The 22,087-nt window shown below is 51.1% G+C and carries 21 protein-coding genes; 11 read left to right on the top strand and 10 right to left on the bottom strand.

Annotated elements, in window-relative coordinates:
• Positions 1 to 22 precede the first annotated feature (22 nt).
• On the top strand, positions 23 to 1,855 hold the full coding sequence (locus QWY30_RS05280; protein ID WP_290238899.1) for a CocE/NonD family hydrolase: 1,833 nt from the start codon (positions 23 to 25) through the stop codon (positions 1,853 to 1,855).
• A 4-nt stretch (positions 1,856 to 1,859) separates the two neighbouring features.
• Here QWY30_RS05280 and QWY30_RS05275 read toward each other — a convergent pair whose 3' ends face one another.
• From QWY30_RS05275 to QWY30_RS05255, 5 genes are all read right to left on the bottom strand, one after another.
• A complete protein-coding gene (locus QWY30_RS05275; protein ID WP_290238897.1) occupies positions 1,860 to 2,717 on the bottom strand; it encodes an isocitrate lyase/PEP mutase family protein in 858 nt (285 codons plus the stop codon).
• A gap of 19 nt (positions 2,718 to 2,736) precedes the next feature.
• The gene (locus QWY30_RS05270) at positions 2,737 to 3,732 is read right to left on the bottom strand and encodes a Bug family tripartite tricarboxylate transporter substrate binding protein (RefSeq protein WP_290238895.1); all 996 of its coding nucleotides are present in this window, start codon (positions 3,730 to 3,732) and stop codon (positions 2,737 to 2,739) included.
• A gap of 78 nt (positions 3,733 to 3,810) precedes the next feature.
• Entirely contained in the window at positions 3,811 to 4,299 is a 489-nt protein-coding gene (locus QWY30_RS05265; protein ID WP_290238893.1) for a 3-isopropylmalate dehydratase small subunit, read from the bottom strand.
• On the bottom strand, positions 4,296 to 5,597 hold the full coding sequence (locus QWY30_RS05260; RefSeq protein ID WP_290238892.1) for an aconitase/3-isopropylmalate dehydratase large subunit family protein: 1,302 nt from the start codon (positions 5,595 to 5,597) through the stop codon (positions 4,296 to 4,298). Before QWY30_RS05260 ends, QWY30_RS05265 begins: the two co-directional genes overlap by 4 nt.
• Positions 5,594 to 6,256, bottom strand: coding sequence for a GntR family transcriptional regulator (locus tag QWY30_RS05255; RefSeq protein WP_290238889.1), 663 nt, complete (start codon positions 6,254 to 6,256; stop codon positions 5,594 to 5,596). The genes QWY30_RS05260 and QWY30_RS05255 overlap by 4 nt, the downstream gene beginning before the upstream one ends.
• Before the next feature lie 88 nt (positions 6,257 to 6,344).
• Here QWY30_RS05255 and QWY30_RS05250 point away from each other — a divergent pair, with 88 nt between their 5' ends.
• The 9 genes from QWY30_RS05250 (at position 6,345) to QWY30_RS05210 (ending at position 14,594) form a co-directional block, all read left to right on the top strand.
• Positions 6,345 to 7,217 carry an isocitrate lyase/PEP mutase family protein gene (locus QWY30_RS05250; RefSeq protein ID WP_290238887.1) on the top strand — a complete coding sequence of 291 codons (873 nt, stop codon included), beginning with the start codon at positions 6,345 to 6,347 and terminating at the stop codon, positions 7,215 to 7,217.
• Positions 7,218 to 7,233: 16 nt separating this feature from the next.
• The gene (locus QWY30_RS05245) at positions 7,234 to 8,436 is read left to right on the top strand and encodes a DUF2130 domain-containing protein (protein ID WP_290238885.1); all 1,203 of its coding nucleotides are present in this window, start codon (positions 7,234 to 7,236) and stop codon (positions 8,434 to 8,436) included.
• Between the two features lie 111 nt (positions 8,437 to 8,547).
• Positions 8,548 to 9,240 (top strand): cupin domain-containing protein, encoded by a 693-nt coding sequence (locus QWY30_RS05240; protein ID WP_290238883.1) that lies wholly within the window; start codon positions 8,548 to 8,550, stop codon positions 9,238 to 9,240.
• Between the two features lie 88 nt (positions 9,241 to 9,328).
• Complete coding sequence (locus QWY30_RS05235) at positions 9,329 to 9,931, top strand: LemA family protein (RefSeq protein WP_290238881.1); 603 nt, start codon at positions 9,329 to 9,331, stop codon at positions 9,929 to 9,931.
• A gap of 35 nt (positions 9,932 to 9,966) precedes the next feature.
• The gene (locus QWY30_RS05230) at positions 9,967 to 10,875 is read left to right on the top strand and encodes a TPM domain-containing protein (RefSeq protein ID WP_290238879.1); all 909 of its coding nucleotides are present in this window, start codon (positions 9,967 to 9,969) and stop codon (positions 10,873 to 10,875) included.
• 2 nt (positions 10,876 to 10,877) lie between these two features.
• Entirely contained in the window at positions 10,878 to 11,378 is a 501-nt protein-coding gene (locus QWY30_RS05225; RefSeq protein WP_290238876.1) for a TPM domain-containing protein, read from the top strand.
• A 67-nt stretch (positions 11,379 to 11,445) separates the two neighbouring features.
• Entirely contained in the window at positions 11,446 to 12,462 is a 1,017-nt protein-coding gene (locus tag QWY30_RS05220) for a Bug family tripartite tricarboxylate transporter substrate binding protein (RefSeq protein WP_290238875.1), read from the top strand.
• Between the two features lie 9 nt (positions 12,463 to 12,471).
• Entirely contained in the window at positions 12,472 to 13,482 is a 1,011-nt protein-coding gene (locus QWY30_RS05215; RefSeq protein WP_290238873.1) for an NADP-dependent oxidoreductase, read from the top strand.
• Positions 13,479 to 14,594, top strand: a complete 1,116-nt coding sequence (locus QWY30_RS05210) for an iron-containing alcohol dehydrogenase (RefSeq protein ID WP_290238871.1) — start codon at positions 13,479 to 13,481, stop codon at positions 14,592 to 14,594. Before QWY30_RS05215 ends, QWY30_RS05210 begins: the two co-directional genes overlap by 4 nt.
• Positions 14,595 to 14,630: 36 nt before the next feature.
• On the opposite strand, the gene QWY30_RS05205 is transcribed toward QWY30_RS05210, so the two are convergent.
• From QWY30_RS05205 to QWY30_RS05195, 3 genes are all read right to left on the bottom strand, one after another.
• Complete coding sequence (locus QWY30_RS05205; RefSeq protein ID WP_290238869.1) at positions 14,631 to 16,220, bottom strand: autotransporter outer membrane beta-barrel domain-containing protein; 1,590 nt, start codon at positions 16,218 to 16,220, stop codon at positions 14,631 to 14,633.
• Positions 16,221 to 16,381: 161 nt separating this feature from the next.
• Positions 16,382 to 17,338 carry a LysR family transcriptional regulator gene (locus QWY30_RS05200; protein WP_290238867.1) on the bottom strand — a complete coding sequence of 319 codons (957 nt, stop codon included), beginning with the start codon at positions 17,336 to 17,338 and terminating at the stop codon, positions 16,382 to 16,384.
• Between the two features lie 78 nt (positions 17,339 to 17,416).
• On the bottom strand, positions 17,417 to 18,658 hold the full coding sequence (locus QWY30_RS05195) for a CaiB/BaiF CoA transferase family protein (RefSeq protein ID WP_290238866.1): 1,242 nt from the start codon (positions 18,656 to 18,658) through the stop codon (positions 17,417 to 17,419).
• 234 nt (positions 18,659 to 18,892) lie between these two features.
• Here QWY30_RS05195 and QWY30_RS05190 point away from each other — a divergent pair, with 234 nt between their 5' ends.
• A complete protein-coding gene (locus QWY30_RS05190) occupies positions 18,893 to 19,861 on the top strand; it encodes a Bug family tripartite tricarboxylate transporter substrate binding protein (RefSeq protein ID WP_290238864.1) in 969 nt (322 codons plus the stop codon).
• 75 nt (positions 19,862 to 19,936) lie between these two features.
• On the opposite strand, the gene QWY30_RS05185 is transcribed toward QWY30_RS05190, so the two are convergent.
• Together QWY30_RS05185 and QWY30_RS05180 are read right to left on the bottom strand one after the other, a co-directional pair.
• Positions 19,937 to 21,025 carry a mandelate racemase/muconate lactonizing enzyme family protein gene (locus QWY30_RS05185; protein WP_290238862.1) on the bottom strand — a complete coding sequence of 363 codons (1,089 nt, stop codon included), beginning with the start codon at positions 21,023 to 21,025 and terminating at the stop codon, positions 19,937 to 19,939.
• Positions 21,026 to 21,034: 9 nt separating this feature from the next.
• Entirely contained in the window at positions 21,035 to 22,030 is a 996-nt protein-coding gene (locus tag QWY30_RS05180) for a Bug family tripartite tricarboxylate transporter substrate binding protein (RefSeq protein ID WP_290238860.1), read from the bottom strand.
• Between the last annotated feature and the right edge of the window lie 57 nt (positions 22,031 to 22,087).

The following is a 22,087-nucleotide window of genomic DNA, read 5'->3' as shown; positions in this document are numbered from 1 at the left end:
GCCCCTTTTTTTCTGGAAAGTCATGTCTGATCACGATCTTCAAACCGCGGCGTGGCGTCTAAGCCCCAGCAAGTACCTTCAACAACGCCCAGCTCTGTTCGGTATACCCACAAAACCATTTTCACAATATGTCGAGATGAGGGATGGCTGCCGACTTGCCGTGGATGTGTATCTCCCACAGATCAAAGAGGATTCGGGGCGTACCGGTTCGACATGGCCGACGATCGTCATTTTCACGCCTTACTATCGTCGATTCGTGACAAAACAGTCTGACGTCGATCCCAGTCCGAACTGTGGAAAATATCGTGATATGTTTGTTCCAAGAGGCTATGCATTGGTCGTAGTTGACGTGAGAGGAACAGGGGCGAGCTTTGGTACGCGCGATGCGTTGCGCTCTCCCAAAGAGCGCGACGACAGCTATGAAATCGCCCAGTGGATCGTCGAGCAGTCCTGGAGTAATGGGGTGATTGGCTCAACCGGTATCTCATATCTGGGCGCAGCCGCGATCTTTTTAGCGAGTACCCGGCATCCAGCTGTCAAAGCGATTGCGCCATTGTTTGCTGTCAGTGATATCTACAAAGACCAACTCTACGTTGGCGGAGTGCTGTCTTCAATTTGGGCGGGACGTTATAACGAGCTGATGCTGAGTCTGGATCAGGATGATCGCCAGACGCTGAGCAAGTTTGCCTATTATGGCAGTCCGCTCTTGGCTGGACCGCAAGCGGTTGATAATGACGTGGATGGCACTGCTCTTGCGCAGGCAATCACGCAACATAAAAGTAATTGTGATTTGGGTGAAATGGCCAGAGAAGTCCCTTTCAGGGATGATGCTTTTTTGCATGACCCTGAACTGAGCCTTGAGGTTTGTAGCCCCGCCTTTTACTCAGAGTTGATCCCGGAAGATGTTGCCATCTATTCCATCTCGGGTTGGCTAGATGGAGCAGGGTACAGCAATTCGGCAATTAGTCGATATTTGACGCTGACACGGCAGCCGCACCGCTTGCTGCTAGGACCATGGGATCACGGCGCGCGCTCGAATGTTTCACCTTGGCGCGAACAGGCTCAAGCGCAGTTTCCTGTGTTGGCCGAAGTGTTGCGTTTCTTTGATCATTACTTATGTGGAATGGCTACGGGTCTGGAGTTTGAGGCGCCTGTGCATTACTTTACGATGCACGCGGAGCAGTGGCAGCAGAGTGACAGCTGGCCTGCGTACGCGTCAACTCAGAGGCTTTTCGCCAGCCAAGGCGGGGTCTTGACGCAAGATGTGACCCAAACCAATGGTCAGGAGAGTTATCAGGTTGATTTCTCTGTCTCGACAGGTTCCAACACGCGCTATGAGAGATTGGGCGCAGTGGGTGTCGAGGACTACTATCCTGATTGGACTCAGCGTCAGTCGGACATGCTTGCTTTTACAACACAGCCTCTGGAGCGTGCCTACGAGTTGACGGGGCATGTCACAGCGCACTTGAGTCTCACTGCATCGGAGAGTGATGCAGCGATTTATTTGTATGTGTCTGAAGTGTTGTCAGATGGGACCGCGCGATATGTCACGGAAGGAATCATGCGCGTATTGCATCGAGACGGTGTGGGTCGGGATCCTAACTATCAGGCCAGTTGGCCTTATGGTTCTTTTGACCGTCAATCCAAACGGCTACTGAAGCCCGGTGAAAAGGCGATTTTACATTTTGCTTTGTTACCGATTTCCTGGAGATTCGAAGAGGGAAGTCGAATTCGAATCTCTCTTGCAGGCAGTGATGAGGGCCATAGCCCTCAAGTCCCGCATGGACGCCCACCCAAAATCACGATTCATTGTGACGAAGGGCAGACTTGGTTTGAATTACCGGTGAAAGCTTAATATTTTATTCTTGATGTTTGCGATCAAAATCCCATACTGATTCAAAACCCATCAGCTTGGTGAGATCTGAAAAATCTGCGAGCTCAGTTGTCCCATTTTTAGATGAACCATCTGTTTTGAATTGTTGATATACATTTGTCATCGTTTGTACACAAGCCAGTAAGGCTGTCACAGGAAATATGGCGAGTTTGAAACCCAGAGATTCGAGTTCCTTTTTCGACAGGATAGGTGTTTTTCCTTTTTCGACCATATTTGCGACTAACGGTAAGTCAAATCTTTCACCGATGATGCGCATTTCTTCGAGTGACTCTGGCGATTCTACAAACAGCAGGTCTGCACCAGCATTCGCATAAGCCTCTGCTCGCCTGAGTGCTTCGTCAAGCCCAAGAGTGGTCCTCGCATCTGTACGAGCAATGATCAGGAAGTCTTTATTTTGACGAGCTTCTGAGGCGACTTTAATTTTTTGCGCCATATCCTTCATGGGTATCACGCGTCTTCCGGGAGTATGACCACATTTTTTTGGAAATTCCTGATCCTCAAGCTGTATAGCCGCTGCTCCTGCCGATTCATATCCTCTCACAGTATGCTGAACATTTAATAAGCCTCCATAACCTGTATCACCATCAGCAATAAGAGGGGCCGATGCCATGCTGGCCATTGCTGAAACTCTGTTGTGCATATCGGTGTAGGTAGCCAGTCCAGCGTCCGGCAAGCCGAGGTATGAAGCAACGGTACCAAATCCAGTCATGTAAAGGGCATCAAAACCAAATTGGTCAGCAAGCCTGAGAGATACCATTTCATAGACGCCAGGGGCAGTGATCAGGCCTGGCTCAGTCAGTCGTTTGCGTAGTGAATGTTTCATAGAGAGATTGTCCGATTATTTAGTTGGCCTTAATCCCGGCTTCTTTGATGACCTTTCCATAGCGTTCATAGTCCGCTTTGACCTCGGCTGCGAATTTTTCGGGTGTCCAAGGTGTCGGAGTAATTCCCATTTGTTCAAGTTTGGCAACTACATCGGGCATTTTCAATACAGCATTGAGTTCGTTATTTAGGTAGGTGACCACGGATTTAGGCGTTTTTGCGGGTGCAAATATTGCGACCCATCCGCTTACAACAAAATCAGGCACTCCACTTTCGATAAAAGTTGGAACGTCTGGTAATGACGGGGCTCGCTTCTCACTTGAAACAGCAACGGCTTTGATACGACCCGCTTTGATGTGAGGATAGGCACCCGCTACGGCAGTAAAGACAAGGGGTATGTTGCCGCCTTGGACATCAATCATTGCCTGGCCACCTCCTTTGTAAGGAACGTGAACAAGTTTTGCACCGGTTTTTTGATTTAAGAGTTCGATTCCAACATGTTGCGGACTGCCAATTCCAGACGAACCAAATGTCACTGTTTTACCGGGTTGTTTGGAGAGCTCAATAATATCTTTGAGAGTCTGCGCTTCAAACTTTGGATAGGACACAAGAATTAGTACTGTCTCTCCAATTTTCCCGATTGGCGTGAAGTCTTTGATGGGATCAAAGGGCATACTGGTAGCGATATGGGGATTAACAACCATCGTGCCGTCAAAACCATAAACAAGGGTGTATCCGTCAGGTTCTGAATTAGCAACTAGGGCAGAACCTATGTTACCTGTGGCGCCTGGTTTGTTTTCTACGATCACCTGTTGACCAATGCGTTTGGATAATTGATCAGCGATCAAGCGGCCACTCGTATCAGTCACTCCACCTGGTGTAAAGGGTACGATTAGTCGAATCGGTTTGTTAGGAAAGTTACCTTGAGATTGCGCGTGACTGCTTGCTACCATCATGGTCATTCCGATTGCAAGTGTCAGACTCTGAAGTGTTTTCTTGATGAGTGGGTTCAGCATGGATGTCTCCTTGAGTGGGCCGCATTGATTGCGAACTTTTAAAATGGATGCTGCTAAATCATTGATATGTTGAAGCGATTATTGAATAGATCTTTGACTGATGTAAGGCACTAATCCCCCTGCCTTAAGAATTTCATGAATGATGGAGGGAAATGGTCTAGCTTGAAAACATTGCGTATCTTTGATGAAAACACTTTTTGATATGTCATAAGTGATGTTGTCACCCATTTTTACGTAATCAACAAGTTCCGGACATTCAAATACGGGCAATCCAATATTAATAGCATTGCGGTAAAAAATTCTTGCGAAACTTGTGGCGACAATGCACGCAATTCCTGATGCTTTAATGGCGATCGGTGCATGTTCACGGGACGATCCTGTGCCAAAGTTTTTACCTGCGACGATAATGTCGCCAACTTTTACACGGGTTTTGAAATCAGGATCGATTCCCTCGAGACAATGTGGTTTCAGATCTTCAGGCTTGTATAGATTGAGATATTGTCCGGGCAAAATCAAGTCGGTATTGATGTCATTTCCATAACGATGAACCGTTGCGGTCTGAGTCATATTGACACCTCCTTCAAAAGGCGAGCCGGATCGTAAATCTCTCCTTTGACTGCTGCAGCCGCAGCAATCCATGCATTAGCTAAAAATACTTGCGAATCTATATGGCCCATTCTTCCTCGAAAATTTCGATTGGTGGTTGCGATGGCCGTTTCGCCAGCCGCCAAAATTCCCATGTGTCCTCCAAAGCAAGCCCCACATGTCGGCATGGAGACAAATGCACCTGCTCTGGCAAAGATATCCAGTAGCCCTTCCTGGGCCGCTTGACGATATATTTTGTTAGTGGCGGGAACGATGATGAGTCTGACCTCGGCCTTAACGTCATGATGGCGAAGAATGCTTGCTGCCTGCCTGAGATCTGTCATTGTGCCGTTTGAGCAGTTGCCGATATAGACTTGGTTGACTTTTGTACCAAGCAGATCCTTGAGCTGTTTGCAATGATCAGGAGAGGGTGGGGCTGCGAGTACAGGTTGGATTGTCTCTAGCGCAATCGATATGACGGATTGGTAACTGGCTCCTTTATCCGGATAAACAGGTGAATGTTCTTGCCACCCAGAACATTCAATATATGCCTGAACTTGTTCGTCAAATTCAAATACGCAAGTTTCCGCACCTGCTTCCACGGCCATATTTGCGATTGCAAAGCGCTCGTCAATATTTAGATGAAAGAGGCCTGCACCGCCAAACTCTAGTGCGGCGTTCAACGCACCATCGCAACCAATCTGTCCAATGATCGACAAAATGATGTCTTTACCTGTCACGAATGGATTGGGTTTGCCAGTCAGTTCAATACGGATGGAAGGAGGAACCTTGACCCATAGCTCTCCAGTGGCTAAGACTGCTGCGAGGTCAGTCGATCCAAAGCCCATGCCTGATGCATTTAAAGCACCCGCAGTGCAGGTATGCGAATCTGCGCCAAAGACTAGACCTCCTGGTCCAATTAAACCGATCTCAGGAAGGAGAGCATGTTCGATTCCACCACGTCCTGAATCATATAGGTGTTTGATTCCCATATCGTGCGAGAGATTTTTAAGCATGCGTACTGAATTTGCACTCGTGACATCCTTGGGTGGATAAAAATGATCCGTTACTACAACAACCTGGTCCGGATTCGCGATCTGTTTAATGCCCATCATCTTCAGCTGAGCCGTGGTAATCGTCCCGCTTGTATCATTAAGAAGGACAACGTCTGGCACGATGATCGCAATGTCACCAGCACGCACATTTTTATCGTTGCTATGGGCAGCATAGATTTTTTCAGTCATCGTCAATGCTGCAGGCGTAGGGTGTGATTGGCTCATAAGGATCCAAGAATGAGTTGCGATGAATGCAAAAGATGCTTTTTCATGGCTTCATAGGCAGCTTCTGGCGAGGAGGAGAGGATGGCACTGGCAATTTCTTCGTGTTCACTGAGTGCGTTTTTAATAATTTGTTCTTTGCTCATGACTTGTCTGAGTTGCAACATGAATACAGGGAGTTGGTATTTGTCGATGAGTTTGCCGAGCTCATCGTTTTCGCAAATGTTCACAATCGCTTGATGGAAATCGCGATTGTCGATCACGAATTCTGAAAAAATCGGATTGTGTTGATGTCTGCGTCCTCTCTCGAGTACGTCGATAAAAAGTTTGCGATTATCTTTCAGGTCAATTTTTTCGGCTGCTAATCTGGCAGCGAAACCCTCGAGTGCAATTCTGATCTCAAAAAGCTTGTTGACCTCGGCGATATTGAGTTTGCGCACAATCGCCCCTTTGTTTGGGGTCAGATTAATGAGTCTCTCGGCATCTAGTTGACGAAAAGCCTCACGCAAGGAGCCACGGCTAACTCCGAGTTCCTCAAGTAGGTCGTTTGCAATCAATCTCTGGCCGGGAGCAAGCCGACCATCCAGGATTTGCTCCTTGAGTGTGGACACAACGCGACTGATCGTTTTGCCTGTTCGAATGAGGGTGGGAGTGGAGGACATTAAGTGAAGGCGCTGTATCAATGTTTAGACAATAATATACAACATAAGTGTTGTACACTTTTAAAAAAATCATTCAGGAATCTTAAAAATGTCAGCGCGAACACTCCGAAACAGACTTTCCCAATCTAAGATTTTGGTGGTGCCAGGTGGCGGCTCTCCGCTTGAGCTCAGGTTAATTGAGGCTCAAGGTTTCGAGGCCGGTTATGTCAGTGGGTATGCCACAGCAGCATCCCGTTACGCTGAGCCGGATATTGGTTTGATTGCTTACGCAGATGTGGAGCAGGCAGTTCTGTCGATGCGAAGGGTGACTAGCATCCCTCTCATTGTGGATTGTGACACTGGATATGGTGACGTTGCGAACGTTGTCCGTACCGTCCGAGGTATGGAGTTGCTGGGTGTGGCTGCTATACAGATTGAGGATCAGGCATGGCCAAAGAAATGCGGTCATATGGATAACAAGATTGTTGAACCTCGAGATATCGCCATTAGAAAGGTCAAGGCTGCTGTGCTTGCTCGCGAGAATGCGGATACTCTCATCGTGGCGAGAACCGATGCGAGAGGTCCGATGGGTATGAATGAGGCTCTTGAGCGTTGTCGGGCTTTTAAGGATGCAGGTGCGGATATATTGTTTGTCGATGGTCCTCAGTCTACTGAGGAGCTCGAACTGATTGGTCGCACTTTACCCGGACCCTTAATTGCCAACATGTCGGAGACAGGTTTAACCCCTCTCCATTCTGCTCAAGAGCTAGAACAAATGGGTTATGCCATCGCGCTTTTTCCGAGCAGTACTGTAAGACTGACGATTGGTGTTCTTGGGAGATTCTTAAAAGACTTGCAGGCAAAGGGTGACTCCAGAGACTGGGTCAATCAGATGGCGTCTTTAGAACAAACGAATGATTTGCTTGGTCTCTCAGATATCCGTGCCTTCGAGCAGCAGTTATTAAAAACAATTCAAAGCTAGTAAAAGGCTTTTTTTTATGCATGAAATTATCTGTCCCCACTGCAGCAAGGCGTTCAAAATCGATGAGGCGGGCTACGCCGATATTTTGAAACAAGTTCGCGATGGCGAGTTTGAGCAGCAGTTGCATGAGCGGCTCGAGATGGCCGAGCAGGACAAGCGTAACGCGATTGCGCTGGCCGAGGCCAAGTTGTTGAATGCATCGCAACAAGCGGCAGCAGCCAAGGAGGCAGAAATCCAGACGCTGAAATCAAAGCTCGAGGCAGGTGCGATGGCCCAGCAACTTGCAATTGTCCAAGCGCTCAGTAGCGTCGAGAAAGAGCGCGATGAGCTCAGGAGCGGCTTGGCGCGTGCGCAACTCGAGAAGGCACTCGCAGAAAAGTCGCTCAAGGATAAATACGAAACGCAGCTCAAGGATCGCGATGAAGCCATCGAGCGTCTGCGTGACATGAAGGCTCGCCTATCAACGAAGATGGTGGGAGAGACACTCGAGCAGCACTGTGAGACGGAATTCAACCGAATTCGCGCTACGGCATTCCCGCGAGCGTATTTCGAGAAAGATAACGATGCGCGGACTGGCAGTAAGGGCGACTTTATTTTTCGTGATTCGGATGAGTCCGGGACTGAAATAGTCTCGATTATGTTCGAGATGAAAAACGAGAGTGATCGTACCGCGACAAAAAGCAAGAACGAGGATTTTCTGAAGGAGCTCGATAAGGATCGAAATGAAAAGGGCTGCGAATATGCGGTATTAGTCTCCCTTCTAGAGCCAGATAATGAGTTTTACAACACGGGCATTGTGGACATGTTTCATCGCTACCCCAAGATGTACATTGTTCGTCCCCAGTTTTTCATCCCCATGATCACTTTGTTGCGTAATGCTGCGATGAACTCACTGAAGTACAAGACTGAGCTCGCACTGGTTAAAGCACAGAACGTCGACATCACGAATTTTGAAAACGAGTTGGAGACTTTCAAGAGCGCTTTTGCCAGAAACTATGATTTAGCGTCTCAGAAGTTTCAAAAGGCAATCGACGAGATCGATAAGTCAATCGATCATCTGCAAAAGACCAAAGAGGCTCTACTTGGAACGGATCGGAATCTGCGCCTTGCGAATGACAAGGCGCAGGATGTGACGATTAAAAAGTTGACAAAGGGTAATCCGACGATGGCGGCGAAGTTTGCGGAGTTAAAGGATGATAGGGGTCTTAAAGATGTTTAAGAACCAATTTCGCTCAAATCACAGCTGATTGCATTGGATTTCCTCTGGATTTAGTTAGGTATATTTTCGAATTTATATCCTGCGACTTAAGTCAACGGTGGAATATTAAGGATGAACATCAACGACGACATCACCCAAAGAGTTGTATTGCATACCCCTCAAATGGATTGGGTGGGTTCGCCGGCAGCCGGCGTGCAACGCAAGATGCTGGATCGCGTGGGGGGTGAGGTCGCACGTGCCACCTCAGTGGTGCGTTATGCGCCAGGCGCCGCATTTGCGGCGCATGAGCATGGCGGTGGTGAAGAGATCCTGGTGCTGGATGGGGTCTTTTCTGATGAACATGCCAAATACCCGGCAGGAACGTATTTGCGCAATCCCCCTGGCAGTAAGCATAGTCCTGCTTCCCAAACGGGTTGTTTGCTCTTGGTCAAGCTTTGGCAGTTTTGTCCGGGAGATCATCAGTCCGTTCGGATCGACACGTGCACAGCACAGTGGTACCAGGGGATGGTTCCAGGTCTGAAAGTGCTGCCTTTGCACGAGTTTAATGGAGTGAATACAGCTCTCGTGCGGTGGGCGCCTGATACTGTTTTCAATCGACACGTTCATCCGGGAGGTGAGGAGATATTTGTGCTCGACGGCGTGTTTCACGACGAGCATGGAAGCTATCCGGCGGGTGCGTGGATCAGGAGTCCTCGCTACAGCCAGCACGCACCGTTCACCCAATCCGAGGGTGCGCTGATTTATGTGAAAACGGGCCATCTCGACGCGGAGTATCTACCTTTGCCGCAGTCTGTCAACGCTTGAGCGTACGCCAATCACCTGTGTACGTCATTGACGTTTTTGACTGAGGGTCTAAACTGGCACGATCGTGTCATTTAATACTGGATTTATCATGCGTAAATATTTTTCTCTCCTGATGTTGTTTGCAACATTGAGTCTGTCGGGCTGTGGCTACAACACGTTTCAAACAGCCGATGAAAAGGTCAAGGCTGCGTGGGCTGAGGTGCTCAATCAGTACCAACGACGTGCGGATCTGGTGCCAAATTTGGTCAACACGGTCAAGGGCGAAGCTGGGTTTGAGCAAGACACCCTGACGCGAGTCGTTGAGGCCCGTGCCCGGGCAACGGGGATTCAGGCGACGCCTGAGCTGGTCAACGATCCCGAAGCGTTTCAAAAGTTTCAGGCTGCGCAAGGTCAGTTGACCAGTGCGCTGAGCCGTTTGATGGTGGTGGTGGAAAACTATCCTTCATTGAAATCGAATCAAAGTTTCCAGGAGCTTCGTGCTCAGCTTGAGGGAACTGAAAATCGGATCACAGTTGCGCGTAATCGATTCATCCAGGCTGTACAGGAATACAACATCGCAGTGCGTTCATTCCCTTCGAATATCACGGCGATGATTTTTGGCTACAAACCCAAAGCAAGCTTCACTGTTGAAAATGAAGCCGAAATTTCCAAGGCGCCAGCTGTGAATTTCGATAAAGCACCAGCAAAGTAATGTACGACTCTCAAGAGAACCGCGTCGGTTGGAGGATGAGATTCGCGCGTGTTTGCAGCGTCTTGCTGTTGGTGTGGGCTGCTTTACTGCCTTGGCAGGTTTCGGCCGAGATCGCTGTGCCTGCTCTGTCGGGCCGAGTGATTGATCAAACGAAAACACTCACGTCAGAGCAGCTGCGTACCCTTGATCAAAAGCTTCGTGAAATCGAAGCCCGCAAGGGGAGTCAGGTGGCTGTGTTGATGGTGCCGACCACCAAACCCGAGGAGATCGAGCAGTACGCGATTCGTGTCGCAGACAAATGGAAGCTCGGTCGAAAAAAGGTGGATGACGGGGTCATATTGCTAATCGCTAAAAATGACCGTGCTGTGCGGATCGAGGTTGGTTATGGCCTTGAGGGTGCGTTGACCGACGCCATGAGCAAGCGGATCATCGATGGGGCCATTATCCCGCGGTTTAAGCAGCAGGATTTTTATGGGGGCATCCTCGCCGGCGTGGATCAAATCGGGCGGGTCATTGATGGGGAGATATTGCCTGCCCCAGTCCCAGCTCGACAGCTGGTGGCTGACCAAGAGGGCACTTTGTCCTCACTGTCTGTGCTGTTCGTGATCGCCTTAGTGCTGGGGGGCTTTTTACGAAGTATTCTCGGTCGAGGTTTGGGGGCAGGTGTGACGGCTGTCGCGGTATCGATCATTGGCTGGTTCATCGCTGGCGCGCTTTTGACGGCAATTTTGGGTGGTGTCATCGCGTTCATCGTGACATTGCTGGGAGGTGGTTTGGGCGGCTTGGGATCCGGCTATTACGGTGGTGGCGGTGCAGGACGCGGCTCTGGACGCAGTTCAAGTCATGGTGGGTTTGGAGGTGGATCTGGTGGCGGCTTTGGAGGAGGTGGCTTCGGAGGTGGCGGAGGTGGTTTTGGTGGTGGTGGCGCCTCGGGGAGATGGTAGCGATGCGAACGAAACGTTTACTCAAGCATATTTTCACCACCAAGCTGCAACTGAAGCAGGCCTTTCCTAAAGCCGTGTTGCGCGAGATCGAGTCCGCTATCCAGGCAAGTGAAACCAGACATTCGGGTGAGTTGCGATTTGCGGTTGAGGCTGCACTTGACCCGGTGCAGGTGTTCAGAGGCGAGTCGCCACGCGCGCGTGCTGTCGGTTTATTTTCAAACCTTCGGATCTGGGATACCGAACATAATTGCGGGTTGTTGATTTACGTGCTGCTGGCTGATCGCGCGGTTGAGATTGTCGCCGATCGCGGCATTCATGCCAAAGTTGGGGATGCCGAGTGGACGCGGATCTGCCATCAGATGGAAGCTGCTTTTAGAGGGAATGATTTTCGTGGCGGTGTGCTCAGTGGTATTCAAGCGGTGACACGGCACTTGCTGGAACATTTTCCGATTAAAGACGGGGATCAAAACGAGCTATCGAATCGACCTGTGGTGTTGAGTTAACACCTTGTAGTAGTATCCGGATCAAACAGGCGACGTTAGATCGCCATCGTTTAATCTGGAGACAATAGTGAAAAAAATCTTGAGTGATTTGGGTCGTCGAAACTTGTTTAAGCGCAGGGCGATCCTAAAGGCTGGTCTCGGCGCCATCGCTGCGCCATTGGTTGGAGCAAACGTCTTTGCCCAGGGGGCCTGGCCCAACAAAAGTATCCGAGTCATTGTCCCTTTTTCAGCAGGAGGTGCAGCGGATACTTCGGCCAGAGCAATCTGTGCTGCATTGGGCGAGGTGATCGGGCAATCCGTGATCGTCGAAAACCGAACCGGCGGGAACGCGATGATCGCCGCGCAAGCTGTGCTTCAGGCGCCTGCGGATGGTTATACCTTTTTATGGGATGCCGCCAATCAATTGACCAATCCCGTTTTGCTCAAGAACATCGCCTTTGATTATAAAACGTCTTTTGTGCCTGTGTCCCTGGCGGTACGCGTTCCGCAGGTGCTAGCAGTCAGGGAGAATTTTCCCGCTAAGAACCTCAAAGAGTTTGTTGCGTATGCGAAAGCCAATCCTAAAAAAGTGACCTGTGGCACACCTCCATCAGGTGGCATGGGTCATTTGGCGATTGCGATGTTTCAACAGGTTGCGGGTATTGAGCTGATTCACACCCCATACCGGGGTGGTGCGGATGCCTTACGTGACCTGATGGGCGGACAGATTGATTCGACCTTATTGACGTTGTCCACAGCAATCAGTGCAGTTCAGGCAGGCAAGGCGCGCATTCTTGGTTTGACCAGTCTGGAGCGGACAAAGAGTTATCCGGATATCCCTACGATTGCCGAGCAAGGTTATCCCGGCTTTGATATGGATGACTGGTTTGGATTCTTTGCCGCGAAAGGAACGCCTGTTCAGGCGATTGATGGTTTGCAAGCTGCCACAACCAAAGCAGCACAATCACCTGCGGTGATTAAAACAATCGATTCCCGAGGGATGGTTTTGGTTGTCAACACGCCTGCACAGTTTTCCAGCTGGCTCGAAGCGCAAAGAACCTCTCTTGAAAAACTCATCCGTACAGCCAATATTTCTCTGGGTTAAGCACACGTCATGTCATCTCTTCCGGCAGTGAATCGTCAAATTCTTTATGCAAAGCGTCCGGAGGGCATGCCGACTCTTGATTGTTTCAAGCTCGAGTCGGGTCCGATTCCAACGATCAAAACAGGCGAAGTCCTGATCCGCAACTACTACCTGTCCGTTGATCCCTACATCAGGATGCGGATGGAGGCCAAAGACTCCTATGCACCTGTGATGCAAATTGGTGAAAAGATGGTGGGCCGTACCATTGGTCAGGTTGTGCAAAGTCTGGACAATAGCCTTCAGGTGGGTGACTGGGTCGTTGGCCGCATGAGTTGGGAGGATGTCAGTGCGGCCCCCGTGAAAGAGCTACAGAAGATCGATCCAAGCTTTAAACCACTGAGCGCTTTTCTCGGTGCTCTGGGTTCGACTGGGTTGACTGCCTGGGTAGGATTGATGGCGTTTGGTAAACCTGTCGCCGGTGAGACTGTTTTAGTCTCGGTGGCTTCGGGAGCTGTTGGGAGTGTGGTCGGTCAGTTAGCCAAGTTGAGGGGTTGTCGGGCGGTTGGTATCGCAGGCGGAGCGCGCAAGTGTGAAATCGTAGTGAAAGAACTGGGATTCGATGCCTGTATCGACTACAAGAGCCCGGAGTTTGAGAAAAATCTTGCTCAAGCCCTCCCTGGTGGTGTCGATGTTTATTTTGATAATGTGGGTGGCCCCATTACCGATTATGTATTGACCTTGCTGAATTTAAGAGCCCGTGTGGCATTGTGTGGCACGGTATCGCAATACAACGCGACTGAACTTTACGGGATCAAAAACTATCGCGAGTTTTTTAACAAGCGGGTGTCGTTACATGGATTTGTCTTGTCCGACCATCGTGATCTGTGGCCCGAGGCCACCAGGGAAATTCAGGAGGCTTACAGTGCCGGGAAACTGAAACATCTCGAGACGGTTGCAGAGGGGCTGGAAAATGCTCCGCAAGCTTTTATTGACATGCTCAACGGCGCCAACGTTGGCAAACAGATTGTGCGCATTGTATGAGCCTGATTCTATTTGGTCCCCCTGTTCATTTTGATTTTGGCGCACGCAAGCTGTTACCGCAGGTCATGGCGACAGCGCAATGTTCAAAACCGTTATTTGTCACTGATCGCGGCGTCATCGCAGCGGGCGTATTCGCGCAGGCGACAGAGTCGCTTGAGCCCGGTTTGACGCAGGCTTTGTTTAGTGAAGTTCCGCCCAATCCAACCGAAGCTTCTGCGATTGCGGGTGCCCGGGCTTTTCATGCCTATAGATGTGATGGCGTCGTCGGTATTGGTGGTGGCGCGGCATTGGATTTGGCCAAAGCAATTGCGATATTGGCCACGCATGCACCACCCTTGTGGAATTATTCAAACCGTAATCCCGATGAGTTGCCACTGGGTCCAACACCACCTTTGATTTTGATACCTACGACATCAGGAACGGGTAGCGAGGTCGGGCGATCTGCGGTGATCATTTTTGATCATGGCATCAAAGCGGGTGTTCGCTGTCCCGCCATCGTGACTGCGGCGTTATGCGATCCGGAGTTGACGCTCGGCCTGCCGCCGCTCGTGACAGCGACAACGGGCATGGATGCGTTAGCGCATTGTGTGGAAACCTATTGTTCAGCAACGGTGAATCCACCTGCGGATGCGATCGCGGTCGATGGTATGCAAAGGATATTTTCCAATATTCGTCAGGCGGTGAAACACGGTGATGATCGGCAAGCGCGCTGGCACATGATGATGGGCTCTCTAGAGGGGGCATTGTGTTTTCAAAAAGGCATGGGCGCTGTGCATGCTTGCGCGCATCCTTTAGGGGCGTTGGGTTATCACCATGGAACCTTGAATGCGATTTTGCTGCCGCATGTGTTGCGTTTGAATCTTGAGTCTTTGGGTGATAAAGCCCACAAGATCGCTGAATTGTGTGGAGCCTCGTCAGTCGCACACTTGCCAGAAAAAATCTCCGGCTTGGTGAGTGAGCTTGGCATACCACCACGTTTGCGAGATCTTGGATTAACCCGAGACAGGCTGAAAGGAATTGCGCATGCGGCGATGCTGGATAACGCGAACAAGACCAACCCGCGTGTCATGACGGTGGACTTGTATGAGGCATTGTTGGAGCAGGCGTATTAGGCATATTAGGCGTATTAGGCGTATTAATTCGGAAAATTAAAACCGCACGTTCACGCCCGCTTTGATGCCGAGCGCTTGGCCTTGGTTGGAAACGTTTGCTTCGAGAGCAAGATAGCTTGTCACGCCTGCCTGATGAGTGCCCGAAAGTCCAAGTACCAAACGTCCGACATTTTTAGGCGCTGAGGCCCCATAGACGGTGAAGCTCTGTGCGGGAAGCATTTGCAAGGACGCATCGACCTGCCGTGTTGGGTTGAGATTGTGAATCCAGGCGACGAGCATGGACGGGCGCAGGGTCCAGCCGTTGTTCAAAACGTGTGCAGAGTCGAGTTGTAGGCCGAGGGTTAAGGGCACGGACGTGATTTGTTGAGACTGATAGTTCAGACCAAGATTCACCGTTGGCGTTTGAGTGCCGCGCGTACTTTCGTTAAAACTGCCTTGCCAGAGCCAACCCGGTTCGATGGCCGCATAGGGTGTCACATTGATATTTTCGAGTCGGGCAAGGTATCCAGCTTCAAGGCGTGCGCTCAGGATTTGGCTGTTAAAGCTACCCTTGAGTTGATTGAAGAGTTCGTTGACGATCACGTCCCGATTGAGATCGTTACCGGAAAATGCGTAGGCGAGTGTGCCCGAGACGTAGACATTGTCACTTTTTGCGATGCCGTAGATCGCGGCATTGAAGGCGTTGAGCGTTCCATGACTCGCACGTTCGTTGACTGAGAAGCTCGAGTTAGAGCCACCCAAAGCAACGCCCGCCAAAAAATTTTGGCTAATTTTTCGGTTGAGACCGACTTGCAGACTGACACCAGAGGCGTTGACGCTCGCAGTGTCATTGTCGCCTCTGAGTAGCGAGCTGTTTGCTTTTAAGTTCACCCACAGAGCAGAGTTTGATGTGCTGAGCATGTTGTCTGTGCCGGTCGGTCGCAAGAGCCAGTTGAACGTATTTTGACGGATCGCGTCGACAAAGGATGAAGTGTTGCCCAGCGCGATGTTTTGGGTCGCGGTGGCGGCTTCGCCCGAGAGCGCGTTGAGCGCAGTACGAAATTGTCCGGCAGTCTCAGGTGCGTAGAGGAGATCCAGATTATCGTAGAGCGTATCGAGATTCGAATAGGGTTGGGGTGTTCCGCGATCGAGTGCGGCACCGATCTGATGGGCATTTCCGGTGGGTGCCAGCGTTCGATAGCAGAGAAAACAATCGCCAATCAATTGCTGGTTGATGAAATTGGATCGGGGTACAAAAGGCGGTCCCATCATTTTGGATTGAGTCGCGCCGCCATCGCCCCAGCCTGCGATAGGAGCGGCTACGCCCGTGTACATGATGATGCCGGCGGGTACTTTGACGAGTGTGAATTTGGCCGGGAGCGCAGGGAGAGCCTGAATGTTGCGGATTTGAGCGGGTGTCAGTCCTCTGGCTTGCGAGGCGCGCATGATCCAGCTGCCGACAGGATAGGAGCCGGACGCTTCGTTGTAGACCCGCACAAAATAAAGCATCTGACTCGTCTGGATTTTGGTGACATCAGTACTTGCGTCAAAAGGATAAGTGGCAGGGGTAATGTTAGGATCCAGACTGCTGAGGTACTGATTGACTTGCAGAGCGGTTTGGGGTGGGTTGATGAGTAGAGTGCCCAAAGGTTGAGTGATGTTTTGCCAGGATGATGTATTTGATGACTGCGCACGAGTCAGCACTGGCAGAAGGGCGAGGGTGAAAAGGACAGAGGCAAGTACGAGAGCCGCAAGCCTGCTGCTGCTATTGCTGCTATTGCTGCTTTTGCTCCTACAGCTTTTTGACCTCATGGTGCGGACTCACCTAAAAACTCGATCAACCGTTGCACGATTGGTGTTTGTGGTCCGGGAGCGGTCGCCAACAGCATCTTTCTTTTTGCCCACGGATCGTTAAGCTTTCTCCACGCGAGTTTCATCGTTTTAAGATTTGGCTCCACGGCTGTTTTGGGCAGTAATGCGATACCGAGATTGGCTTCGACCATGTGGCAGATCGAATCGAAGCTGCGCAGATACATGCGAATCTTCAGGGGTTTACCCAGCGTCATGGCGGCTCGCTGTTGCTCGTGGAGCATCGCGGCACCCGAACCCAAGCTGATCCATTGCTCGCTCAGCAATGAATCAAAATCCAGACGCGTGCGTGCAGGCGTGGCAGCCAGAGGATGGGCGCGTGAACAGACCACAACCAGTTCATCCTCGCGAAATGGCCAGGTACGCAGACCGTGTGTCTCAGGGCCTTCGACAAATACGCCAACTTCGGCGCGTCCTTCAAGGACACGCATCAGAACGGCAGCAGAAACTTGCTCTTCAATATCGATTTGGACTTGAGGATGATTTTTTTGCCAGTTCGCCAACAACGGGGGTAAAAACTGGTTGATCGCGGCTGAGCTCGCGCAAATTTTGATATGTCTTGAAATTCCCTCCTTGAGATCAGAAAGTTCAGATTCCAAGCCATAGAGGGCACCCAGCATTTCCCAGGCGTGCTTGAGAAAAGGACTTGTGGCTGAAGTGTGAATCAGTCCTGTCGGACGGCGTTCAAAGAGAGGAAGGCCCAGGCCTGCTTCGAGTTCTTTGATGCGACGGCTCGCTGCGGCAAGTGCGATGTTGCATTCGCGTGCCGCGACGGTCAGGCTGCCATGTTGGGCGCAAGAAACGGCCAGTCGAATGGAGAGTAAATCAAAGCGGGTGAGATTAAAGGAGACGGACGAGAGCGCTCGATTTGCAGGGTTCGCAGGAGGATTTTTCATGCTCCGTCCGTATGAAGAATGTCTTGTTAAGATTCATTCTACCTGTTCTCTTTGGTTGTTCTCTTCGCTTTTTCTCCCTTAGCTTGTTCCCTTGACGACGCCACGCTCGATCAGTTGCTGAATCTGGTGGTCCGTCAGACCGACTTCTTTGAGGATGGTTTCTGAGTCTTGACCCAGAGAGGGGGCGAGACGGTGACGTTGACCGGGCGTTTTCGAGAGTTTGGGGACAATGCCCGGCACCAGAACTTTGCTGCCATCGTTGAGTTCGATCGATTCGAGCATGCCACGAGCCAGGTAATGAGGGTCTTTGGCGATATCTTCAATGGTGTAAATACGACCTGAGGGCACACTGACGTCCTCGAGCGCCTGAAGGACTTCGTCCACGGTGCGCTGGATCGTCCATGCGCCGATCACTTCATCGAGCTCTTGTACCCGGGCCACGCGACCATCGTTATTAGCCAAAGATGGATCCTGCGCTAAATCGGGACGTCCGATCATGATCATCAGACGACGAAAAATACTGTCGCCATTGCCTGCGATCAGTGCGTAACCACCATCACGACACAGATAGGCGTTGGTCGGGGCGATGCCTGGCAGAGCACTTCCAGCCGCGCCTCTGATGGCGTTAAAGGCGCTGTATTCGGGAAGCAAACTTTCCATGCAGTTAAAGACTGCTTCGTAGAGGGCAACATCGATGATTTGTCCCTCGCCGGTATTCTTTTTGTGATGCAGCGCGAGCAGGATACCGATCACGCCATGCAAAGCTGCCAGGGTGTCGCCGATGCTGACGCCGACCCGGACGGGTACGCGGCCGGGTTCTCCGGTTAGATGCCTCAAGCCACCCATGGCCTCGGCCACGACGCCAAAGCCGGGTCGATTTTTGTAGGGGCCAGTCTGACCGTAACCACTGACGCGCAGCACAATCAGTCCAGGATTTGCTTTCAACAGATCCTCGGGATCGAGTCCCCATCCTTCCATGGCGCCAGGTCGAAAGTTTTCAATGAGCACGTCGGCTTCGCTGGCCAGACGGCGCACGATATCCTGGCCTTCCTGGCTTCTCAAATCCAACGCTAGGGAGCGCTTGTTGCGTGACTGTACCTGCCACCAAATCGAGGTTCCCTCTTTCAGGAGGCGCCATTTACGCAAGGGGTCTCCCGCTTCGGGTGATTCGACTTTAATGATTTCGGCGCCGAAATCCGCAAGTGTTTTGCCTGCGAAGGGTCCGGCGATCAGTTGTCCCAGTTCGAGGACTTTGACCCCGACGAGTGGTCCTGCGCTTGTTGGGGCAGCAGTGGTGTGCGAAGTTTGAATATTTTCCATGCTCAAAATTTACCGAGCTTGGGCGGGGCCGTCCATTTGTTGTTTGGACGGAGGTCTTCGTATTTTGCGAAGGGATGATTGAGGGTGGGGATATTTCGTTGAATGGTGTGTGTTGAGTAGGGGTATGTGATCTGAATAAGAAAAATTTAGTTTTAAAGGGTCTCAAATTGATAAAAACCCAGTACGATGTTGCACGGCGTATCCATTCGCTCATAAAAATCACAGGAGATCTGAATGCTTCGTATTGCTCGTATCTTTGCCATGATTGGTGTCATTTTCGCCGGAGCTTGCGGCGTGAGCTTCGCGCAGGAATATCCAAACAAGCCCATCCGTTGGGTTGTCCCTTATCCACCAGGTGGAACAACTGACGTGTTGGCTCGCATCATCGCGGCGAGTTTGTCAGAGTCCCTTGGTCAACAAGTGATCGTGGAAAACAAGCCAGGCGGCGGAAACAATATCGGTACTGAGTTTGTGATCAACTCCCCCGCAGACGGCTATACGATGTTGCTGGTGAATCCCGCAAACGGAATCAACGCATCGCTTTACAAGAAACTTTCGTATAACTTCATTCGCGATATCGCGCCTGTTGCAGGTCTGATTCGCACGCCGAACGTGATGGTCGTTTCCAACTCTGTCCCGGCGAAAACTGTGGCTGAGTTTATTGCTTATTGCAAAGCCAATCCTGGCAAGGTGAATATGGCCTCTTCGGGTAGCGGCACCTCGGTGCACTTGTCCGGTGAGCTCTTCAAATTCATGACCGGCTGCAATATGCTGCACGTGCCATACAAAGGCGCGGGTCCGGCATTGATTGATTTGACTGCGGGTCAGGTTGATGTGCTGTTCGATAATTTGCCATCATCGGTTCCACACATCAAGAGCAACCGTATTCGTGCGCTGGCAGTGACTTCTGCTGCCGCCGAGCCTTCCATGCCTGATCTTCCAACTGTGGGCGCTACCGTTCCTGGCTACGAAGCAACAGCTTGGTTTGGTATCGGTATGCCTAAAAATACACCTCAGGCTGCGATCGACAAAATTAATGCCGCTGTGAACAAACTTTTAGCAGATCCAAAAATGCAGCAACGTTTGGCTGAATTGGGGGGTGTGCCAATTCCTGGAACACCTCAGGATTTCGGAAAAGTCATTGCCGCGGAAACAGCCAAGTGGTCAAAAGTTGTTGAAGCCTCTGGCGCAAAAGTTGAGTAAATTAATTGCTGCTATCTGGTAGCGACTTTTTAAGTGAAGAGAAACCTGCGAGAGCAGGTTTCTTTTTTTACGCCTTTAAACACTGAAACGTTTAAGGATCTCCGGATCTGGATCCCTGCCAAGTCCTGGTCCTGTCGGGACATCTAAAAAGCCATTCTTGACCTCGATGGCGTCGCCCAGTGGATTGGCACCCAGGTCAGCAAATGAATATTCGATCATGGTGGGCTCGGCCAGGGTGGCGGTGATGTGCATACTGGCCAGTAATCCAGGCCCAAAGTACGGACAGTGCGGTGCAATCGACACCCCATGTTTGCGGGCCAAACCGATGACTTCCATCATGGCTGAGACACCACCAATTTTAGTGACACTTGGCTGAGCGATATCGACTGCACCAGCCTTGAACATTTGCTCAAAGTTCTTTGGACTCATTGTATTTTCTCCCGCAGCAATTTTGAGTCCACTGCGTTGACGCACCTGGGCCAAGCTTTCAAAGTCCTCTGGAGGCCAGATCGGCTCCTCAAACCACATCAAATCGTAGGGACGAACGGCCTCGGCAACTTTAAGCGCCTCGTCGATCGTCCATGGACAATTCACATCCATCATCAGACCGATACGAGGTCCGATCGCATTGCGCGCGGCTTGAATATGCTCGACACCAAGCTCATGAAGTTTGACCGCACCATAGCCGCGCTCGACGACGCGGGCAGAGTTCTCAGCGACGAGCGCTGGATCCGTATAGCGCATCAAGCTCGCGTAGCAGGGGAGTTTGTGATGGTGCGCACCGCCCAATAGGGCATGCAAAGGTTGATTGGCAGCCTTGCCGGCAATATCCCACAGTGCGATGTCCAGGCCTGCGAGTGCATAGACCAGCGGGCCTGTGCGTCCGACGATATGCAGTTTACGATTCAAGTCGTTCATGAGTGCGCCGATATCGCGTTCGTCACGACCGATTGCCAGGGGTGCGACCATGGCATGAATCGCTGCGCGCGTGGCGGGCCAGATGCCGTAGCCAAACGCTTCTCCCCAACCCACGATACCGGAGTCTGTTTCGACACGTACTAAAAGGATTTCCATCGAACGATCCAGCCCTGCAAATTTAGGGCGTGGACCGTAGATTTCAAAAGGGAGATTCAAGGCGATCGTATCAACACTGCGTATGGTCATAATATGTGCCTATTGAGCTTGGATGTTGGCGTCTTTGATGATTTTCCCCCACTTGCCGATTTCCTTCGGAATCCATTCGGCAAATTGTTGGGGCGTTCCACCCGCAATCACGAATCCTTGTTGGTCGAGTCTTGCAATCAAAGCCGGATTTTTAAGCGCCCGATTAATGGCGGCATTCACACGCTGGATATATGCGTCAGGTGTACCTTTGGGTGCGATTAGACCGTTGATCGTGCTGGCATCAACGTCTTTGTAGCCAGACTCGGCGAATGTCGGCACATTTGGCAGCAGGTCACTGCGTTTCTGGCTCGTGATGGCGAGCGCTCGCAAGCGACCGGCATCGATCATGGATTTTGCGCCTGTTTGTGTCGAGAAAATCGCCGTGATCTGACCGCCTACAAGTTGCGTGACCGCTTCGCCGGTTCCTTTGAATGGTACGTGAAGCATCGGTACGCCAGCATGTGCCCGGAACTGTTCGGCGGCAAGGTGCACACCAGTGCCCTGACCCGCAGAGCCGAAGGTGACCTTGTCAGGATTGGCTTTGGCATAAGCCACAAACTCTTTAACGTTTTGGGCGGGTATTGAGGGGTTCACCACCAGCACAAGCGGCGATGTCGCGACAAACACAATCGGTGCGAAATCCTTAAGCGTGTCATAAGGGAGCTTGGCAATCAGGCTTGGGTTGGTGATGAAGGCGGCATCAATCATGCCGATCGTCAAACCATCTGGCTCGGCTTTAGCCACGGCCAATGTACCGATCGTGCTGCCGCCGCCTGGGCGATTTTCGATCACCACTTGTTGGCCGAACTCCTCTCCAACATAGGGTGCGACCAAACGCGCGAGCGCATCCGTTGCTCCACCAGGCGCGTAGGGGACAATCAAACGGATGGGTTTGTTGATTTGAGGCTGAGGCTGTGCATGTGAGGACGCAGGTAACAGGGTAAATAACAGCGCAGAAAAGCTAAGTAATTTGCATAATTTGTAACGCAACTCGAATGCTTTCATGACGTCTCCGAAGGTGTTGTTTGAATTTTGTTCAATGCTAATCCATCTGCATGACTT

This window comes from Zwartia panacis (assembly GCF_030410395.1).
GTDB classification, from domain to species: Bacteria; Pseudomonadota; Gammaproteobacteria; order Burkholderiales; family Burkholderiaceae_B; genus Zwartia; species Zwartia panacis.
This window is presented reverse-complemented; position numbering and strand designations above follow the sequence as displayed.

What these genes read in the sequence shown, in the direction of transcription:
- QWY30_RS05280 (WP_290238899.1), top strand. Translation starts at nt 23, where the DNA reads ATGTCTGATCACGATCTTCAAACCGCGGCGTGGCGTCTAAGCCCCAGC.
- QWY30_RS05275 (WP_290238897.1), bottom strand. Translation starts at nt 2,717, where the DNA reads ATGAAACATTCACTACGCAAACGACTGACTGAGCCAGGCCTGATCACT.
- QWY30_RS05270 (WP_290238895.1), bottom strand. Translation starts at nt 3,732, where the DNA reads ATGCTGAACCCACTCATCAAGAAAACACTTCAGAGTCTGACACTTGCA.
- QWY30_RS05265 (WP_290238893.1), bottom strand. Translation starts at nt 4,299, where the DNA reads ATGACTCAGACCGCAACGGTTCATCGTTATGGAAATGACATCAATACC.
- QWY30_RS05260 (WP_290238892.1), bottom strand. Translation starts at nt 5,597, where the DNA reads ATGAGCCAATCACACCCTACGCCTGCAGCATTGACGATGACTGAAAAA.
- QWY30_RS05255 (WP_290238889.1), bottom strand. Translation starts at nt 6,256, where the DNA reads ATGTCCTCCACTCCCACCCTCATTCGAACAGGCAAAACGATCAGTCGC.
- QWY30_RS05250 (WP_290238887.1), top strand. Translation starts at nt 6,345, where the DNA reads ATGTCAGCGCGAACACTCCGAAACAGACTTTCCCAATCTAAGATTTTG.
- QWY30_RS05245 (WP_290238885.1), top strand. Translation starts at nt 7,234, where the DNA reads ATGCATGAAATTATCTGTCCCCACTGCAGCAAGGCGTTCAAAATCGAT.
- QWY30_RS05240 (WP_290238883.1), top strand. Translation starts at nt 8,548, where the DNA reads ATGAACATCAACGACGACATCACCCAAAGAGTTGTATTGCATACCCCT.
- QWY30_RS05235 (WP_290238881.1), top strand. Translation starts at nt 9,329, where the DNA reads ATGCGTAAATATTTTTCTCTCCTGATGTTGTTTGCAACATTGAGTCTG.
- QWY30_RS05230 (WP_290238879.1), top strand. Translation starts at nt 9,967, where the DNA reads ATGAGATTCGCGCGTGTTTGCAGCGTCTTGCTGTTGGTGTGGGCTGCT.
- QWY30_RS05225 (WP_290238876.1), top strand. Translation starts at nt 10,878, where the DNA reads ATGCGAACGAAACGTTTACTCAAGCATATTTTCACCACCAAGCTGCAA.
- QWY30_RS05215 (WP_290238873.1), top strand. Translation starts at nt 12,472, where the DNA reads ATGTCATCTCTTCCGGCAGTGAATCGTCAAATTCTTTATGCAAAGCGT.
- QWY30_RS05210 (WP_290238871.1), top strand. Translation starts at nt 13,479, where the DNA reads ATGAGCCTGATTCTATTTGGTCCCCCTGTTCATTTTGATTTTGGCGCA.
- QWY30_RS05200 (WP_290238867.1), bottom strand. Translation starts at nt 17,338, where the DNA reads ATGAAAAATCCTCCTGCGAACCCTGCAAATCGAGCGCTCTCGTCCGTC.
- QWY30_RS05195 (WP_290238866.1), bottom strand. Translation starts at nt 18,658, where the DNA reads ATGGAAAATATTCAAACTTCGCACACCACTGCTGCCCCAACAAGCGCA.
- QWY30_RS05190 (WP_290238864.1), top strand. Translation starts at nt 18,893, where the DNA reads ATGCTTCGTATTGCTCGTATCTTTGCCATGATTGGTGTCATTTTCGCC.
- QWY30_RS05185 (WP_290238862.1), bottom strand. Translation starts at nt 21,025, where the DNA reads ATGACCATACGCAGTGTTGATACGATCGCCTTGAATCTCCCTTTTGAA.
- QWY30_RS05180 (WP_290238860.1), bottom strand. Translation starts at nt 22,030, where the DNA reads ATGAAAGCATTCGAGTTGCGTTACAAATTATGCAAATTACTTAGCTTT.